The sequence below is a fragment of the Ruegeria sp. CDSB013 genome, assembly GCF_059611165.1.
In genome coordinates this window covers 113,166-131,484 of sequence record NZ_JBXWPA010000002.1, presented here as the reverse complement: position 1 = coordinate 131,484, position 18,319 = coordinate 113,166, and the positions used below count along the sequence as shown (strand labels likewise).

Annotated in this window: 19 protein-coding genes; 8 read left to right on the top strand and 11 right to left on the bottom strand. The window is 56.1% G+C overall.

The window, feature by feature from the left end:
- The first annotated feature begins 8 nt into the window (after positions 1–8).
- On the top strand, positions 9–1,040 hold the full coding sequence (locus tag AC2FJF_RS04125) for a GlxA family transcriptional regulator (RefSeq protein WP_496723205.1): 1,032 nt from the start codon (positions 9–11) through the stop codon (positions 1,038–1,040).
- Here the strand turns inward: AC2FJF_RS04125 and AC2FJF_RS04120 are convergent.
- The 9 genes from AC2FJF_RS04120 to AC2FJF_RS04080 all read right to left on the bottom strand — a co-directional run bounded on the left by AC2FJF_RS04120 (position 1,018) and on the right by AC2FJF_RS04080 (position 10,062).
- Positions 1,018–1,950 (bottom strand): 3-hydroxyacyl-CoA dehydrogenase NAD-binding domain-containing protein, encoded by a 933-nt coding sequence (locus AC2FJF_RS04120; protein WP_496723203.1) that lies wholly within the window; start codon positions 1,948–1,950, stop codon positions 1,018–1,020. The genes AC2FJF_RS04125 and AC2FJF_RS04120 overlap by 23 nt on opposite strands.
- Entirely contained in the window at positions 1,950–2,690 is a 741-nt protein-coding gene (locus AC2FJF_RS04115; protein ID WP_496723200.1) for an SDR family NAD(P)-dependent oxidoreductase, read from the bottom strand. The genes AC2FJF_RS04120 and AC2FJF_RS04115 overlap by 1 nt, the downstream gene beginning before the upstream one ends.
- Entirely contained in the window at positions 2,690–4,108 is a 1,419-nt protein-coding gene (locus tag AC2FJF_RS04110) for a gamma-aminobutyraldehyde dehydrogenase (protein ID WP_496723197.1), read from the bottom strand. Before AC2FJF_RS04110 ends, AC2FJF_RS04115 begins: the two co-directional genes overlap by 1 nt.
- A gap of 10 nt (positions 4,109–4,118) precedes the next feature.
- On the bottom strand, positions 4,119–5,051 hold the full coding sequence (gene kce / locus AC2FJF_RS04105) for a 3,5-dioxohexanoate:acetyl-CoA acetone transferase (RefSeq protein ID WP_496723195.1): 933 nt from the start codon (positions 5,049–5,051) through the stop codon (positions 4,119–4,121).
- Positions 5,051–5,845: an SDR family NAD(P)-dependent oxidoreductase gene (locus AC2FJF_RS04100; protein WP_496723193.1), complete on the bottom strand. Its 795-nt coding sequence runs from the start codon at positions 5,843–5,845 to the stop codon at positions 5,051–5,053. The genes kce and AC2FJF_RS04100 overlap by 1 nt, the downstream gene beginning before the upstream one ends.
- Positions 5,846–5,850: 5 nt before the next feature.
- The gene (betC, locus tag AC2FJF_RS04095) at positions 5,851–7,350 is read right to left on the bottom strand and encodes a choline-sulfatase (protein ID WP_496723191.1); all 1,500 of its coding nucleotides are present in this window, start codon (positions 7,348–7,350) and stop codon (positions 5,851–5,853) included.
- Between the two features lie 23 nt (positions 7,351–7,373).
- Entirely contained in the window at positions 7,374–8,495 is a 1,122-nt protein-coding gene (locus tag AC2FJF_RS04090; RefSeq protein ID WP_496723189.1) for an aromatic ring-hydroxylating oxygenase subunit alpha, read from the bottom strand.
- A 241-nt stretch (positions 8,496–8,736) separates the two neighbouring features.
- Positions 8,737–9,639, bottom strand: coding sequence for a fatty acid desaturase (locus AC2FJF_RS04085; protein ID WP_496723187.1), 903 nt, complete (start codon positions 9,637–9,639; stop codon positions 8,737–8,739).
- 3 nt (positions 9,640–9,642) lie between these two features.
- Complete coding sequence (locus AC2FJF_RS04080) at positions 9,643–10,062, bottom strand: cupin domain-containing protein (protein ID WP_496723185.1); 420 nt, start codon at positions 10,060–10,062, stop codon at positions 9,643–9,645.
- Positions 10,063–10,147: 85 nt separating this feature from the next.
- Here AC2FJF_RS04080 and AC2FJF_RS04075 point away from each other — a divergent pair, with 85 nt between their 5' ends.
- The gene (locus AC2FJF_RS04075; protein WP_496723182.1) at positions 10,148–11,566 is read left to right on the top strand and encodes a protein adenylyltransferase SelO; all 1,419 of its coding nucleotides are present in this window, start codon (positions 10,148–10,150) and stop codon (positions 11,564–11,566) included.
- A gap of 11 nt (positions 11,567–11,577) precedes the next feature.
- On the opposite strand, the gene AC2FJF_RS04070 is transcribed toward AC2FJF_RS04075, so the two are convergent.
- Entirely contained in the window at positions 11,578–12,549 is a 972-nt protein-coding gene (locus AC2FJF_RS04070) for a cation efflux transmembrane domain-containing protein (protein WP_496723180.1), read from the bottom strand.
- 96 nt (positions 12,550–12,645) lie between these two features.
- Positions 12,646–13,533 carry a DMT family transporter gene (locus AC2FJF_RS04065; RefSeq protein WP_496723178.1) on the bottom strand — a complete coding sequence of 296 codons (888 nt, stop codon included), beginning with the start codon at positions 13,531–13,533 and terminating at the stop codon, positions 12,646–12,648.
- Positions 13,534–13,737: 204 nt separating this feature from the next.
- Between AC2FJF_RS04065 and AC2FJF_RS04060 the strand changes: the two genes are divergently transcribed.
- The 6 genes from AC2FJF_RS04060 (at position 13,738) to AC2FJF_RS04035 (ending at position 18,273) form a co-directional block, all read left to right on the top strand.
- Complete coding sequence (locus AC2FJF_RS04060) at positions 13,738–14,442, top strand: endonuclease/exonuclease/phosphatase family protein (RefSeq protein ID WP_496723176.1); 705 nt, start codon at positions 13,738–13,740, stop codon at positions 14,440–14,442.
- Positions 14,443–14,513: 71 nt separating this feature from the next.
- On the top strand, positions 14,514–14,927 hold the full coding sequence (locus AC2FJF_RS04055) for a Fur family transcriptional regulator (protein ID WP_496723174.1): 414 nt from the start codon (positions 14,514–14,516) through the stop codon (positions 14,925–14,927).
- Positions 14,928–15,063: 136 nt separating this feature from the next.
- The gene (locus AC2FJF_RS04050) at positions 15,064–15,945 is read left to right on the top strand and encodes a DMT family transporter (protein ID WP_496723172.1); all 882 of its coding nucleotides are present in this window, start codon (positions 15,064–15,066) and stop codon (positions 15,943–15,945) included.
- A gap of 145 nt (positions 15,946–16,090) precedes the next feature.
- The gene (gene eno / locus AC2FJF_RS04045) at positions 16,091–17,368 is read left to right on the top strand and encodes a phosphopyruvate hydratase (RefSeq protein WP_496723170.1); all 1,278 of its coding nucleotides are present in this window, start codon (positions 16,091–16,093) and stop codon (positions 17,366–17,368) included.
- Entirely contained in the window at positions 17,325–17,954 is a 630-nt protein-coding gene (locus AC2FJF_RS04040) for a GNAT family N-acetyltransferase (RefSeq protein ID WP_496723169.1), read from the top strand. Before eno ends, AC2FJF_RS04040 begins: the two co-directional genes overlap by 44 nt.
- A gap of 151 nt (positions 17,955–18,105) precedes the next feature.
- On the top strand, positions 18,106–18,273 hold the full coding sequence (locus AC2FJF_RS04035; RefSeq protein WP_199528541.1) for a hypothetical protein: 168 nt from the start codon (positions 18,106–18,108) through the stop codon (positions 18,271–18,273).
- Positions 18,274–18,319 lie beyond the last annotated feature (46 nt).

Here is an 18,319-nt window from a genome sequence, read left to right as displayed (position 1 = left end):
AATCGGTCATGACGCAGCCATTAGATCGCAAGTTAGACATAGTTGTTTTGGTGAGTTCGCATTTTAATGTTTCGGCGACAACGTCTTTCGTGGATCCATTCAGAGTAGCAAATTACCTGTCAGGTTCGGCTCGATTTTCTTGGACCTATGTCTCAGACCCTGGTGGTCCAATTGAATCCAGCAGCGGCTTGGTCGTTGACACTGCCCCATTGGCGGAGGTGGTGGCGCGCAATCCTTGGATGGTTCTGGTGAGTACAAGTTGGACACCTGAGCGTCACGGGACACCTCAGTTCAAGGTAGCCCTACAGAAATGGGAATCGGGTGGAACGATCCTTGGCGGTTTGGATACCGGCGCGATTGTTCTTGCGACGGCTGGACTACTCAAAGGAAAGACCGCAACGGTTCACTATGAACACATCGACGCCTTTGCCGAAACGGCCCATGACACCACCGTGTCGGAGAACATGATTGTTATGGATGGAAAGATTTTCACTTGTTGCGGGGGTTCTGCAGCAACAGATCTGGGATTGCGGTTTATACATTCTGTCGCTGGTGAGAGTATCGCTAATGCATCTGCTCGATACCTTTTTCATCACAACGTGCGGGGTGAAGGCCAATCACAGAACCCCAAAGACGTAGAGCCGCTGGGGTATGTCACCTCTGGGGTGGTAAGGGACGCGATCGACTTGATGGAAGCGCATTTGGAAGCCACTTTGTCGATCCCTGAAATATCAGCGAGGTTGAAAATTTCGCAACGACAACTTAGCCGATTGTTTCAGCAATATGTCCATAAGTCACCGATCGAGTATTACCGCGACATACGCCTTGATCGCGCGCGCGGATTAGTGACGCAAACTGAGCTTAAGTTCAGCGAGATTGCGGAAGCATCAGGGTTTAATGGACAGGTTCATTTCAGCCGGGCATACCGCAAACGATTTGGATTGACACCCAGTGCGGATCGCATTGAAGGCCGCACCCCGTTCGAGTTTCGCGCTTGGCCAATGTTCAAACCTGACATCAAGTCCGAAGGTGTTGGGTAGCTTTTTGCATCGCCGTAAGCATCTTGTCGCGTTGCGCTGATAACTCTTCGGTACTTTGCCCCTGTGTCTGATCCTTTATGCCGTCGACCAGTTTATTGATGACATCCTCATCAAGACGAGGGTCGCCCAGGTCGTCCCACCAGCCATTGAATGTGTCTTTGAAATGGTCACAGAAGGCCTGCAGGCCACCATCGCCTGCACCCAAGTGAAAAAGCGTTGTGGGACCCATCACGGCCCATCGGAGTCCCGGACCAGCCCACATCGCTTTATCGATGTCTTCGACACTGGCGACACCTTCGACCGCCATATGAACGGCCTCGCGCCAAACTGCGGCTTGCAAACGGTTCGCGACATGCCCTGGCATGCCTTTCTTGATCCGGATCGTGATTTTACCAATGTCTTTGTAGAAAGCTTCTGTGCGGTCCAAAACATCTGAACTGGTGGAATCGTTGACGGTCAATTCGACCAGTGGGATGAGATGCGGTGGGTTAAATGGATGACCTAGGATCAATTTGCTAGGATCGCGCCATCCCTCTTGCAAGGCTTCGAGCGTCAGGCCGGAAGTTGAGCTTGAAACTATTGCGTTAGGGTTCAACTCTGGCTCAATCCCGGCATAGGTCGAATGCTTAATTGGCAGTCTTTCTGGCACGTTCTCCTGAACGAATTGTGCGCCCTGGACAGCCGCCTCGGCGGTTGAAACGAAAGTGATAGCGTCAGGTGTGGCCCTATCTGTGAGATCCAATTCGTCCAATGTCGGCCAGGCTTTTTCGATATAAGAGCGGACGGATGCTTCGGTATTCGGATCGGGGTCAAAGACCGTCACGCTACGGCCCGAGGCGAGAAACAAAGCTGCCCAGCTTGCCCCGATGACACCGGCTCCAAGAATGGCGGTTCTTTCAATTTCTGACATCATAACAGTCCCGGATTAAGGGGGGAGGCCGCCGTCAGGCCACCGTCCACCGTGAACAACTGGCCGGTTGCAAAAGACGAGTCGTCAGAGGCCAGCCACACGGCCATCGCTGCAATATCGGCAGGTTTGCCAAAGCGTTTGACCGCGTGGCGAGCCAGCGCGTCGGATTTAGCTTTTTCCGAGTCATGGGCGAGGTCGAACGCTGCGTCCAGCATGCCCGTTTCAATCCACCCCGGGCAGATCGCATTGCAGCGCACCGCTGGTCCGTGGTCCACTGCGATAGAGCGTGTCAGCCCATGCACAAACGCCTTTGACGCATTGTAGAGCGCCATCGATGGGTCCGCGGCATTGCCCGAGATCGACCCGATGTTGATGATCGAGCCACCTTGCGACATTTCTGGAATGAAGGCGCGACAACAGTTAAAAACGCCTCGCGCATTTACGCCCATCACTAAGTCCCAATCCGCGTCAGTGCTTTCGGTCACTGTTTTTTCGACCTGAACACCGGCGTTGTTTACAAGGATATCAGTCCCACAGACTGTCATGGCGATCTCTGCAACTGCGTCGGCTTCGGACACATCCAGCGTGTACCAAATTACGTTTTCCGGCAGATCATCGGGTTGAGGGCCACGCCCGCAGGTAGTGACAGCGGCCCCTTCAGCCACGAACGCCTCAACGATGCCCCGCCCAATGCCCTGCTTGCCGCCTGTGACAAAGGCACGTTTTCCAGCCAACCGCATCAGTGTGCCACCATAACGTGACGGACTGCGGTGTAAGCATCCAGCGCATAGACCGACATATCGCTACCCGTACCGGACCCCTTCATAGCGGCCCATGGCATCTCGGGGGTCGCGACCCCATGCGTGTTTACCCACGTAAACCCATAGCGCAGCTTGGATGTCATTTGCATCGCGCGTCCAACATCTCGTGTCCAGACCGATGAGGCCAACCCGTAAGGCCCGTTATTGGCAATCTTCAACGCCTCTTCTGCGTCAGAAAAACGGGAGACTGTTACAACAGGTCCAAACACCTCGTTGCAAGCTATCTCCGCAGTATTGTCTACGTCAGCGATGACTGTCGGCTGGTAGAAAAAGCCGTCTACTTCGCCAGATGCCCCACCGGAAACGATTTCAGAGCTGCAGCGTGCGCGATCAACAAAACCCGCTACACGATCCCGCTGAACTGCAGAGACAAGCGGGCCCATTTCCGTTCCTTCAGCTTTCGGTGCACCTGTCTGGATCTGGCCTACCTGATCGGCAATCGCAGCCACAAGTTTGTCGTAAACACTGTCTGCAACCATCACGCGGCATGGCTGTGCGCAGTCCTGACCGGCATTGAAGTAGCTGCCATATCGGATCGTCTCGGCCACAGCATCGAGATCAGCATCATCAAAGACTATGACCGGTGCCTTGCCGCCCAATTCCAGATGAACGTGTTTAATTTTCTGGGAAGCAGCCCGCATTGCAGCCATGCCTGTCGCCGGAGAACCCGTTACACTGATCCCTTCCATCTGTGGGCTGTTCATCAGGGCATTCCCCACGCCGAGCCCGCGACCATGGATTACGTTTAGCACGCCTTTTGGCAGAACATCTTGTAACAATTCTGCAAGTCGCAGAGTAGATAGGGGCGTTATCTCGGACGGTTTCAACACAATGGAACATCCTGCCGCAATTGGTGCGGCAATCTTCCAGGACGCCATCATCAGCGGATAGTTCCAAGGCGCTATGGCCGCTACGGGACCAATTGGATCACGCCGGATCATCGAGGTATGACCCGCAACATATTCGCCAGCAGCAGATCCCATCATGGTTCGCGCAGCACCAGCGAAAAAGCGAAAGACATCAATCGTCAGCGGCATCTCGTCATCATGAGCGGATGGCCAAGGCTTTCCCACATCCAGGCTTTCAAGTTCTGCCAACTCCTGGCTGTTCGCCTCGATAACATCAGCTATGTGAAGCAACATCGCGGCTCGTTCTGCAGGGGGCGAGGTTGAAAAAGCTTCAAATGCCTCTGTAGAGCCGCGCACGGCCGCCTCGATCTGTGCATCGCTGGCCTCTTTTACTTCGCCTATAGTCTCGCCTGTTGCAGGGTTCAGGATGTGCAAGGCTTCCCCGGTACCTTCCACCATTTCACCGTTGATCAACATTTTGGTCTGCATATGCGTCTCCTTAGAACCCAACCTGATCGCCGCCCTTAAGTGCAAGCCGCACGCGCGCCTCAGCTGGGGTCGCGACCGTTAGGCCAAGGTTTTCAATAATTGATCGGATGCGCGTGACCTGCTCCGCGTTAGATCTGGCCAACTCACCTTTGCCGATGAACAGGCTGTCTTCGAGACCCACCCGAAGGTTTCCGCCGCGCAATGCACTTTGGGTTGCAAAAGGCATTTGGTGACGGCCAGCGGCAAGGACAGACCATTCGTAGTTCTCTGCCCCGAACAGCTTGTCCGCTGTGTTGTGCATGTGGGTTAGATGGTCTGCATCGGCGCCAACGCCACCCAAGATGCCGAACACCATCTGAATGAAAAAAGGCGGTTTGATCAGGCCTTGATCCACGAACCATTTGACGTTGTAGAGATGGCCAAGATCATAGCATTCGAACTCGAACTTGGTGCCATGATCACCACCAAGTTTTTCAATGGCGTAACGAATTGTTTTGAAGGTGTTGGGAAAGATGAAGTCCTCTGTCATCTCCAGGAATGGCTGTTCCCAATCGTGCTGAAACTCAGTGTATTTCTGCAGCATCGGAAAGATGCCAAAGTTCATGGAACCCATGTTGAGAGATGCCATCTCTGGGCTAGTCGAGGTCGCCGCCAGCAGGCGCTCATCCATCGACATACCCAAACCGCCGCCGGTAGAGACATTCATCACCACATCAGTGGACTGTTTGATCACAGGTAAAAATTGCTGAAACAGCTCGGGTCGGGGGTCGGGTTTGCCGGTCTCTGGATGCCGTGCATGCAAGTGAATGATCGACGCTCCGGCTTGGGCCGCTTCAATACTTGCTGTCGCGATCTCGGCAGGCGTTATCGGCAGATGTGGTGACATCGACGGCGTATGGATGCCCCCTGTGGGTGCGCAGGTGATGATGACGGATTTGGGCATCAGAGTTTCATCTGCTGCACTTGTGCAGACAGCCCCCCGTCCAGAACCCACAACTGGCCAGAGGCATACCGTGCTTCGTCGGAAGCAAGCCAGTTAACCAGGTTTGCAATGTCCTGTGGCGTCCCGTAGGTGCGCGTCGGATGAACATCGCGCACGGCCTGTTGCAGCGTTTCAATATTGCCGCCGCCGCCACCAGATCCATCTCCGTTGAAGAAGCTCTGCAGCATTGGGGTATCGATATAGCCGGGGCAGATGGCGTTTACGCGGATACCTTCGGGGCCATGATCGCAAGCCATTGCGCGGGTCAAAGCGTGTACTGCACCTTTGGTTGCGCAATAGGCCGCAAGACCCGGATCAGCAATGAACCCATCGTAGGAGCCAAAATTGATGAGGCTTGCGCTGTTGCCTGATTTCGCCGCTTCGCGCATCAATGGGATGGCGTATTTCGAGGTCAGGAACGTGCCTGTGGAATTAACCGCAAAGCTTTGGTTCCATTCCTCCAGCGTAGTCTCTTCAACGGTTTTTTCGATCTCGATCCCGGCCGCGTTCACCAGGATGTCCAACTTTCCGTGTGTGGCGCGCACATGATTCATCGCCGCAACCGAATCTGCCTCTTGAGTCACATCCAGCTTAACAAAATGACTGCCATCTTCGTCGTGCTGGTCTAACGATCCTTCCGGTGTGAGGTCTGCGGCAAATACTGTTGCCCCTTCTTTTAGGAACCGCGCGACAATTGCACGCCCGATGCCACCGCGCGCGCCGGTCACAAGGGCAATTTTTCCGTTCAGCATCATTGGCTTCAATCCTTTAAAGGCGGATAGCGGTAGCGACTAGCGGCCACCGTCCAATCCAAGTTGTTGCGGACATACTGCTGACTTGCATCAGATGGTGGGTTGTAATCCCATGACTCGCTGGCACCTGCTTCCATCGCGGCATGTAACGCGCGGCGTGATCTCTGCGTGGCGATAATCTTTTTTCGCAATTCACCACCGTCCCACCGTTCCGCGACTTCGGCTGCAAAGCGGGCTGCCGGGTCAGCATAGTCAGGGTCTGTGGCAACATTTTTTGTTTCCAGCGGGTCGGCGTTTAGATCGTAGAGCTGCGGCGGATCGCTGTCGCAATGAATGTATTTTAAAGGGCCGCGCCGGATCATGATTACGGGATAGCCCGTCATCTCGGCACAATACTCACCGATGGCTTCATCAACTGGGTCGTATTCGCCACGGGCCAAAGGCATTAGACTGCGGCCGTCGATCGGTTCTCCGATCATCGCCTCATTACCGCCGCCAATATCGATAAAGGTCGGCAGCAAATCGACCAGCGACACTGCATTCTGCGTTGTCCCCACTGCAACGCCCGGCCCGGCCATGACCAGTGGAACGCGCGCAGAGTGTTCAAAGAAATTCATTTTATACCACAGCCCACGTTCGCCCAGCATGTCGCCGTGATCCGCAGTTACAAACACTATGGTGTTGTCCAACTCGCTCGTCTCTTCGAGGGTCTGAATCAGCTCCCCGATCTTGCTGTCGAAGTAGCTGACATTGGCCAGATAAGCATGACGCGCGCGACGGATTTCTTCGTCGCTGAGCGGCACATATGATGCTTCGATCCCATCCATCAACCGACGCGAGAACGGGTCCTGATCCTCCGTCACGGGTGTAAAGGACGGCATGTCGATCTCATCGTCCGAATAAAGATTCCACCATTCGGGCCGCGCAACGTAAGGATCATGCGGGTGAATGAAGCTTACCACCATCGCAAAGGGTGCATCGTTCCCACGTGCTTTGTCTCGGGCCACATCGAAGAGCCAGCGATTGGCGGCAAAGCCAACTTCATCGTCATAGTCGATCTGGAAGGTCGCATGGGCCAAACCGCTTTCCTTGACGGTTTGCATGTTATGATACCACTTATCGATCCGCTCATCCGGCGCTTCCCAATCCGGGGTCCATGCAAAATCTGCGGGGTAGATATCGGTTGTTACCCTGTCTTCGAACCCATGCATCTGATCTGGGCCAACGAAATGCATCTTGCCTGAAAGGCAGGTCCGGTAGCCTAGCGATTTAAGGTAGTGCGCAAATGTTGGCACCGATGCTCTGAACTCGGATGCATTGTCGTAAGCTGCAATGCGGCTGATGTGCTGGCCCGACATAAAGGCAAACCGTGAAGGTGCACAGAGTGGAGAATTGCAGTAAGCCGCATCAAAGCGCATGCCGCGCGCGGCTAACGCATCAAGGTGGGGTGTCTTGGCAACCTTGTGCCCGTATGCCCCAGTGAAGTGCGGTGCCAATTGGTCCGCCATTATCACGAGGATGTTTGGCCGCGTCACGCAGCACCTTTTGCGTAAGCATCCAGGACTAAGCCATGGAAGTGATGTACGGCGTGCTCGGACTTGCCGGAACCATCCGGGTCATTGACGATCCGACCTTGGGTGAACGCAGGTGTGTTCATCCCGCGCTGCACACTTTCGACAAGGCTGATATCTTCGACCTGAAGAACTTCGTCCAGATAACGAATTGCGTCCAACTCCATCGCGTCGGGTTCCGGCGTCTCAAGGAAGAAGTCGTAAGTTTCAAGCGTCCGATCTGGCCCAACGGGGATGATGTTCAACACGATCATGCTTGACCGTCCCGGATACCGCATCAGGCAGGTCGTCGGATAGAGCCACCAAACCGCATGGGTTTTCACGGTGGCATTCGACACGTCATATGCGGAATTCGGACTTGTGCCCGCGTCAGCCATATGGCTGGAGTAAATGCCGTAGGTCGTAACCTTGTAGGTATCCATATCCACGAGGTCACAAAAATCTTTGTGCGCTGTAGGACAGTGATAGCACTCTAGGAAGTTGTCCACGACGTTCTTCCAGTTGGATTTGATGTCATAGGTCAGACGATGGCCAAAAGTGAGTTGATCCACATCCGGTGCCCAATGGCGCACTTCGGTTTCCAAGTTGCCGGATTGTTCTGACAAAGAAGCTGCCATCGGATCCAAATTGACGAAAACAAAGCCGCAAAATTCCTCGACCTGCACTGCATCGAGACAAATCTCGTCTTTCCTGAAATCTTCGAGGTTTTCGGTATGTGGTGCGCGGGCCAATTGCCCGTCAAGTTTATAGACCCAAGCATGATAGGGGCACATGATCCGCGTTGTATTGCCTTCGCCCGACAGCAATTCATGCGCACGGTGTTTGCAGACATTATAAAAGGCACGAAGCTTACCCTCTTTGTCACGCACAACGGCAATGGGTTGGCCGGCAATATCCACTGCTACATAAGATCCCGGCTCACGTGTTTTCTCAACATGACATACCCATTGCCAAGTTTTGGAGAGGATGGCGCAAAGGTCTGCGTCAAACCACTTGCGCTCGGTGTAGGCAGCAGCCTGCAATGAGCTGGAGCGCGATGGATCAGCATGATAGCCAAAGAAAATTGTATCTGTATCAGTCATGATTGCGTCTCCGATGTTAGGTTAAATCTATTTCAAATTGGATTCGGAGCTATGTTTAATCAGCCGCCAGTTTGATTATTTTCGCCAAGTATTCGGCATTTGGGGACACCGTAGTAATCCATCAAGCATTGCATTTAGTTGATAAGCGAATGCTGGGTCCTTGCCTGCACCTGTTCAGCGGTCATTCGTGCACATTGCAGCAATCGGCAAAATGGGCTCAAAGCAGCCAATTCGTAACCAACTAGCTGAATGATTGCCGCTTAACACTGCGTACATAATCAATCGTAAACTCCGAGTATCCGTCCGAAGTCGATCTCAGATGTTCCCGTGTCCAGTGATGCAATGCGGGCAACTGATGGAACGGAACATTCGGAAACGCGTGGTGCTCTGCATGATAGGGCATGTTCCAGGCCAAAAAACGCACGATCCGGTTGGTGAATGTGGTGCGCGAGTTCTCGAGCATGTTGGCGACTGGCGGACACAGGCCGTGTTCTGCCAGAAGGTAGAGGCGCAAGAATGGTTGCCCAAGTAAAACCGGTAAAATCCAAAGCCAGAAGAGCAGCGGTGACAGGAACAAGCTTAGGGCTGCGACCGCGTAGAGTATCAACAGCAAAAGTGCCTCAGACCGCATGGCGGCGTGTTGGCGCGCAGGTAGGTACGGGGCGTCGATGCGACCAAAGGCGTTTTGTAACAGGAGAAGTGCCATGCCTTTCCAATAGGGCCAGCCGGACAGATAGATCAGCAGGCTCAGCCGGTCCTGGGGTCGTGGCTTGCCGCCAAGCTCGGGGTCTTTCTCTGGGTGGTTCGTCCATTTGTGGTGCGCAAGGTGAAAATATCGAAACCACGTGAAGGGCAGGGCGATCGGGACTGAAACAAGATGCCCAACAGCGTCGTTCAGCCAGCCGGTCTTGAACGGCGTTTTGTGGGTGCATTCATGGCTGAGCGTGAACAGAAACACCAACAAGACACCCTGTGGCAGGATCAGGAGCGGCCAGAGCGGGACCTGCCAGGCGATACCCGCGCTGGTGGCGGACAGTAACACCAGGTAGCCCAGAAGGTGCCGCAGACCTGCTGCGTCCGAGCGCCGTTGTAGCTGATCTTTGGCCTCAGGTGGCAGCGACGCTATGAGGGCGCGGTGATCCATGCATCATCCGCGCGCTATGTCGAACCCTGGCTCCGCCAGTTCGAACCCGTCAAACTGGAACCCGGGAGAAACAGAGCAACTGACCAACGTATAGTCTCCGGTGGTGCGTGCCGCCTGCCAATGGTTTTCGGGCACGATCAGTTGCGGTGCGCCTTGTGACAGGTCGGGGCCTAGGATGTGATCGGTGGCTGGACCGTCATCCGTAGCGCTCAGCGACAGGATCAGCGGCGCGCCAGCGTGGTAGAGCCAGATCTCGGTCGCATCCACGCGGTGCCAGTGGCTGCTTTCACCAGCGGCCAGCAGGAAATAAATGCAGGTGCCGGTGGCGCGGCCTTCGTTATCTGCGCGCCAGGTTTCGCGAAACCAGCCGCCCTCCGGGTGTTGTTCCAGTCTCAGGTGGTCGATGATCTCTTGTGCGGTCATGGGGCCTCTTGTCTTTTGCGATGATTATGCACGGGAAGGTGCGATCCGCTATGGTATTCGTGTACGCAAGGAATATGTTTGCCGCATGACCCTGACCATCCCGTTTGATAACAGCTACGCCCGCCTTCCCAACAGCTTTTATGCGCGGCAGGCGCCGATTCCCGTTCGTGCGCCACGCCTGATCGCCTTCAACACGGAATTGGCCAAGATCTTGAAAGTCACACCGGGAGAGGTAGAGGAGATGGCCGAAGCCTTCGCCGGCAACACGCTGCCCGAAGGCGCAGAGCCGATTGCGCAGCTTTATTCGGGACATCAGTTCGGCAACTATAACCCGCAGCTTGGCGACGGCCGCGCTGTACTGCTGGGCGAAACGATCGGGACAGATGGTCTTCGTCGGGATATCCAGCTCAAAGGGTCGGGACCGACCCCGTTCAGCCGTCAGGGGGATGGCCGCGCTTGGCTGGGACCCGTGCTGCGGGAATACGTGGTGTCCGAGGCAATGCATGCGCTGGGCATCCCGACGACCCGCGCGCTGGCGGCGGTTGAGACTGGAGAGATTGTGCTGCGCGAGGGGCCGATGCCCGGTGCGGTTCTGACCCGTGTGGCGAAAAGTCATCTGCGGGTCGGGACATTTCAGGTTTTCGCCGCGCGTGGCCAACTGGACAGCCTGCGCCGCCTGACGGAATACGCAATAGACCGCCACTATCCTGACGCGGATGGCCCGATGGGCCTGCTGCGCGCGGTGGTGGAGGCGCAATCGCGGCTGATCGCGGCATGGATGAGTGTTGGCTTTATCCATGGGGTGATGAACACCGACAATTGCTCAATCGCGGGTGAAACCATCGATTATGGGCCCTGCGCCTTTATGGACAGCTATCATCCGAACACGGTCTACAGCTCGATTGACCGGATGGGGCGCTATGCTTTTTCCAACCAGCCCGACATTGCCGTTTGGAACGTGGCACAACTGGCGACGGCACTGATTCAGCAGATGGAAGACAAGGACGCTGCCGTTGAAGAGGCGACCGAGATCGTACACGCCATGCCTGTGCAACTGCAGGAGCACTGGTTGAAGCGGTTCCGCGCCAAGATCGGTTTGGTGACCGTGGAAGAGGGCGATCTGGAGCTGATCTCGGACCTGCTGACACGCATGGCGCAGAATCAGGCAGATTTTACCAACACCTTCCGTGCGCTGGGCGATGATGCCGCACGTGATCAGTTCACCGATCCCACGGCGTACGACACCTGGTCCGAAGGGTGGAACGCGCGTCTGGGGCGTGAGCAGGACCCATCCGCCGTAGTGTCCGCCGCAAACCCGGCGTTCATTCCGCGCAATCACCGTGTTGAGCAGATGATCCAGTCTGCCGTTCAGGGCGATTATGCGCCGTTCCAAAGGCTGAACAGTGTATTGGCGCGACCTTATGAGGAACAGCCTGATGCGGATGATCTGAAGCGTCCGCCGACCGACAGCGAAGTGGTGCACGCCACGTTCTGTGGAACCTGAATTTTGACCCCTCAGGCCTCATCACGATAGGGATTGACCTCATCCGGCCAACGGCGGGCGTATTGCGAGATCATTAGGTAAACGTCCGCCCCGTCGATTGCCTTGCGCGCATCGCGGACCATGCGCAGGTTAAGCGTGTCGACCTCGTCGGCGGTGATGGCGCGCAGGGGGTTGTAGTAGACGGTGATCAAAATGGTCCGACCTTGCTTGGTTACGGACATGTCCCGCAATGCGCCACCGTCCTCTGCGATTGCCGGGCGCAAGGCACGACGCGCAGCAGCAAGAAGTTCTGGGCTGGCGGTGGCGTTTGCCAACTCTCCCAGCCCGCCGCGGAAGTCGCGCAGATATGATCCGATGGCTAGGATGCACAGGAAAAGTACGATGATCGAGTCACCGACGGGTGCGATCGCCGATAGGGCACCATCCCGGAACAGGTATATTGCACCAAGGCCAATTGCTGCAGCAGCGGTGAACAGGCCATCGAAAAGTGCCGCCTTGGATTCCAACCGCAGGATTGCACTGGCCTTCCCGGTCTTCCGCCAAGTGAAATAGTGAAACGCCCACAGTAAAACACAGGTCAGGCCAATGGCGGCAAAATAGATGAACATCGGTCCGAATATCAGCGGTTCAGGCATCATGCCGTTGTAGTAGCTGTAGATGTTTTTAGTCGCGTTCGAGATGGCGAACAGCACCAGTCCTAACAGAGACAGAGAGCGGAAGGTGGAAAAGATCGCCTCATCCGCTGCATAGCCAAAGGGGCGGCGTTTGTCGGGGCCTGCATCAATCTTCAGGCTAATACGACGGCCAAGGAATGCCGATCCAAAGCCGACCAGCGAATACAGCCCGTCCATCATGATCGCGTTGGAGTTCGACAGGATCCCGGCCAGAATACCCGCGGCACCCATGAACAGGTTGCCGCCCATGGCAACGACGAGCGCGCGCCCCTCAAGCTGTTTTCTACGTTCCGCGTTTGGCGTCGACATCTGGTAACGTCCTGATAGGGCAACAAACTCGGCAACAGATAAACACTCGAAAGGGATAGGCCAACAGTAGCTTTGAAGGTCAAAGCGGTTCGTTGCCTAGTCCCGTATGATTTCTAGCACTGCGGCACTGACAATCAGGATGGCGCCTAAAAGCTCGCGCAACCCGAACGGCTCGCCCGAGAACGCGGCGGCCGAGGCCAGGCCAACGACCACCTCGCTCATAAGCAGGATGCCAACGCGGGCAGGGGACAGTTTGGTTGCGGGCCAGATTGTCATGAACACCATGGGTAAGGTGTAGAAGGCCGACAGCAGTACGAACTGAAGGGTCCAAAGAAGATCCGCCTGCACAATTGTCGGCAACACAGGTTCGGGCAGGACCGTGAGGCTGACCAGAGAAAGGATCAGCGCGCCTGCGACAAAGGCAAAGACCTGACCCGAGGCTGAGATCTTGCTGGTTCGGTACAGCCCCAACGTACCCAGCGCCCAGCACATGCCAGAGGCCAACGCCATCCAGTCGCCGCTGTTTTGGGGCAGCGGAACACCGCCTGAGTCGCCTAACACGACGAACAGGCCACCGACTCCGCAAGTAAGACCTGCAAGCCGCCCCAGACTCAGGCGTTCGCCCAGGAACACGCGGCCCAGAATCGTGCCCCAGATCGGTGTGAGGTAGAACAAAAGGATCGACCGCACCACATCCGTATAGACAAGGCTGATGGAATAAAGACTGAAGGCCGCGCCGGTGAACATTCCGCTGAACACCAGATCGCGCCATTGCAGGGCCAGCGTCCCTCTCTCTTTCCAGATGAAGGGAACCAGGCCCAGCAGCGCAACGCTATACATCGCAATACCCGGCCAGGGCCCGGTCAGGCCCAGGTCAAAGAGAAACCGAACGGGGATCCAATAGAGACCCCACATCATGCCACCGATCACCAGAACGATGCTTGCCCAGGTGCGGTTGTTCGAGAGTGTGTTGCTGGAAACCACTTCAGGCCTCAATTGGACGCGTTCCACGGGGATAGAGTATCGGCACCCCGTTGATCAAGCGCAGCATTCCTGATCTCGCGATCTGCCGAATTTTCGGGCAAATGGTCAGGATAATCAGCGTTAATTTATCGACCTTAGAAAGACTGGGGTTGCACCCCGCAACCAGCATGGCACTTTGGGAGTCGACCATTTGATCGGAACCCTATGTCGCCTCATTCAACCCTGCGGATTGCAAGCTATAACATCCAGAAATGCGTGGGCTTGGATTTTCGCCGCCAACCGCAGCGCATCATGCAGGTCATTGAAGGCATGCAGGCTGATATTGTGGTGCTGCAAGAGGCCGACAAAAGGCTGCCGCCGCGACCCGCGGCCTTACCGCATTTCATGTTGGATGAAGCCGGTTGGCAGATTGTCGATCTGGGGGGCGCAGGCAGCTTGGGCTGGCACGGCAACGCCGTCATCTGGCGCGGAGACAAAATCGACGTGCGCAAGACCGGTCACCATGATTTGCCTGGGTTGGAACCCCGCGGTGCCGTGCGGGTAGAGTTCGATACCCAGATCGGGCCGCTTCGGGTGATGGGGATGCATCTGGGCCTTCTGCCCGCTTCTCGGCGGCAGCAGATTCACCAGCTCCGGCGCTGCGATGAGGATCTGGATCAGATGCCTACCGTATGGGCCGGAGATTTCAACGAGTGGTCGCGCCAGCCAGTGCTCGATCATCTTGCACCCGACATGCGATTTTTACCCCCGGTTCCCAGTTTCCCGGCTGCACAGCCTCTGGGCGCACTGGATCGGATCGCGCTGGGCGCTGGGCTTGAGGCCGTGGTGCATGGCGTCCACAAAGCGCGGCCTGCGCATATCGCATCAGATCACCTGCCGATCTGGGCTGATCTTCGCCGGGTTGCTTAGGCGCAATTCCCCTGTGGCGCCAGCGGCGCAGACGTATTAAGACAGAAACCCGAACTACTCTGAGGGTCACTATGTCCGACACGATCATCACCCGTTGCGAAGCCAAAGGTTTGCGCATGACGGGTCAGCGCCGCACGATTGCTCAGGTGTTGCAGCAAAGCGATGACCATCCGGATGTAGAAGAGCTGTATGCGCGCGCCTCAAAAGTGGATTCTGGTATCTCGATTGCCACGGTCTATCGCACCGTAAAGCTGTTCGAAGAGGCAGGGATTCTGGAGCGGTTGGAATTCGGTGATGGGCGCGCCCGCTATGAGGATGCTGAGAGAGACCACCACGACCATCTGATCGACATGCAGTCGGGGGAAGTGATCGAATTTGTCGATCCCGAGATCGAGGCTCTGCAGGAAAAGATCGCAGCCAAGCTTGGGTACAAGCTGAAAGGGCACCGGCTGGAACTGTACGGCGTGCCGCTGGAACAAGACTGATTCATCACGAAACGCGATTGGGTGCCGCACGGCAATTCATGAAACATGTCGCAATATCGCTTGCGGCGTCGTCGATGTTACGGTTTTGCTGACTTAAGGTCGCGGAATTTCCCGCGCCATTTCAACGGACACGCGTATGAACAACGTACACGGCATCTTGCTGATCATCGGATCGATGGCGGCCTTCGCGCTTGAGGACATGTTCATCAAGCATCTGTCGGTCACTGTCCCTACGGGCCAGATCATGATCGCATTGGGGTTGGTATGTGGACTGGTATTCGTCGCGATGTCGTTGACCACGCGCAAACGCATCCTAGATCCGGTGGCGTGGCAAGGCCTGCCGCTGGCGCGGGCAGCGACAGAAGCGGTTGGTGCCCTGACCTTTGTCACTGCGTTGTCTCTGGTCGAGTTGTCTACGGTTGCCGCCGTATTTCAGGCCATGCCGCTGGCCGTGACCATGGGCGCCGCGCTATTTCTGGGCGAGCAAGTCGGTTGGCGACGTTGGAGCGCCATCGGGATCGGCTTTATCGGTGTCCTGATGATTATTCGTCCGGGTCTGGAGGGGTTCCAGCCCGAGTCGCTGTTCGTGGTGGCGACCGTTATTGCGATCGCCGCACGTGATCTGATCACACGCAAGCTGGACGTCCGTGTGGCCTCGTCCGTTGTTGCCATGCAGGCGTATATCGCCGTTGCCCTTGCCGGGGTGGTTCTGATGGTATTTTTGGCTCAGCCCATTGTCCCGCTGCAGAACGCCCAGATTGGTCCGTATCTGGGGGCAATCGGCTTTGGCGTCCTGGGATATTACGGCATCGTGACGGCCATGCGGATCGGTGAGGCCTCGGCCCTGACACCTTTCCGGTACAGCCGGCTCGTGTTTTCCATCGCGGCAGGGATGTTGATGTTTGGCGAACGGCCTGATTTGATGACTGTGGCCGGTGCCGCGTTGATCCTCGGCTCTGGCATGTACACCTTTGTTCGCGAACGCCGGCTGGCGCGTGCAATGGTGGTTGCGGCCTGACGGATCGTCGCACGTTGGCGCAAACACGTTGCTGTTAGCCCTAAACCCTCATGAATATACCTGTTAGCGGTAACATGACTGGTTTACTTTTGGCCCGGTGATGTTATGAGGCATGCAACTAAATGCAGCCACAGGGACGGGCCTCATGAGCACCATCATCGACATCCACGCACGCGAAATCCTGGACAGCCGGGGCAACCCAACCGTCGAAGTGGACGTGATTCTGGAAGACGGCACCATGGGCCGCGCCGCTGTGCCTTCGGGTGCGTCAACCGGTGCGTATGAGGCGGTGGAAAAGCGTGACGGTGATAAATCCCGCTATATGGGCAAGGGTGTGCTTGAAGCTGTCGCCGCTGTGAACGGTGAGATCGCCGAAGAACTGGTCGGCTATGACGCGACCGAACAGGTGGCCATCGACGGTGCGATGATCGAACTGGACGGGACCGAGAACAAGAGCCGTCTGGGCGCTAACGCCATTTTGGGGGTCTCATTGGCCACGGCAAAGGCCGCAGCGGATTTCACGACGCAACCTTTGTACCGTTATGTCGGCGGCACCTCGGCCCGTGTATTGCCGGTTCCGATGATGAACATCATCAACGGTGGTGAGCATGCCGACAACCCGATCGACATTCAGGAATTCATGATCATGCCGACCTCGGCCGCGAATATCCGCGAAGCCGTGCGCATGGGCTCCGAGGTGTTCCACACGCTGAAACGTGAGTTGTCGGCGGCTGGTCTGGCCACCGGTGTTGGCGACGAGGGCGGCTTTGCCCCCAATATCGCATCGACCCGCGAAGCACTGGATTTCATCCTGCAGTCTATTGAAAAGGCAGGCTACAAGCCGGGTGAGGAAATCCATCTGGCGCTGGATTGCGCGGCGACCGAATACTTCAAAGATGGCAAATATGTCCTGTCGGGCGAGAACATCTCGCTGACGTCCGAGGAAAACGCCGAGTATCTGGCGGCTTTGGTCAAAGACTATCCGATCATATCGATCGAAGACGGTATGTCCGAGGATGACTGGGACGGCTGGAAAGCCCTGACCGACGCCATAGGCGATAAAGTCCAACTGGTGGGGGACGACCTGTTTGTAACCAACCCGGCGCGTCTGGCCGAAGGGATCGAGCGTGGTTGCGCCAACTCGATGCTGGTCAAGGTGAACCAGATCGGATCGTTGACCGAAACGCTGCGCGCCGTCGATATGGCGCACCGCGCAGGCTACACCAACGTCATGTCGCACCGCTCTGGCGAAACCGAAGACGCGACCATCGCCGATCTGGCGGTTGCGACCAACTGCGGTCAGATCAAAACCGGCTCTCTGGCGCGGTCGGACCGGTTGGCCAAGTATAATCAGCTGATCCGTATCGAGGAATCGCTGGGTGAAGTCGCGGAATACGCAGGCGCGTCAATCCTTCGCAACTGAGATCAATAATGCTAGACTGATCCTCGTGTTTTTCGAGGATCGTGTTTTGCTTAAAGTTATCGAAGCTGAAACGCCGGACCACTTTGATGAGGTTCGGCGTTTGTGTTGGGAATATCGCGACTTCCTGCTGACGTTGGACGCCAAGTCCGTGCGCGTCGTAAAAACCTTTTATCCCCGCGCCGTTTATGCCCGGTTGATGGACGAGATCGAAGTCGAACACGCCCCACCGGGCGGTGGTGTACGGCTGGTACTAAAGGATGGACATGCCGTTGGGTGCGGAATGTTCCGGACAATCGGGCCGGGCATTGCCGAAATTAAACGGGTGTTTGTAAATGACGCCGCCCGAGGGACAGGGGCAGGATTTGCGGTCATGATGTCCTTGATTGAACAGTGCCGAAAACAGGGGTTCGACTGTATTCGCATGGACACGGGCAAACCATTGGAATCGGCAACGCGTCTGTACCTGTCGATGGGCTTCCAACTGCGCGACGCATATTCCGAGATTCCGGAGATCGCGAAAGACACATTATTGTTTTTTGAGATGCCTTTGTCCGGTGCTCAGGCAGAAAACTCGCAAATTGAGTGATTTTTTTTCAAAGCCTTACGTGCTGTTTTCGCTTGTAAAAATCAAACTTGTTAGAAATATACCTACATAAATTCAATTTTGTGTGAACTTTTACCTATTTGTCCGATCCCGGTGTCTCGTAATGTGCCTGCATTACAGAAAGGGGAACGACATGACTGGTTCGAAAATCCTTCTCGTAGCTTCAGTGATCAGCACTGTATTTTTGGCGGCCTGTGCGGGGCCGGGTACTTATCCGATCACCGGGGAGGCGGTGTCCGCAAGTGACCCGGTTTTGGCAATGGAATCGCCGACCTACATGTATCGCGGTGAAGCCCGCTAGGGCATTCACGGGGGGACGGGCGGCGACGCCCGTAAGTATCTGACCG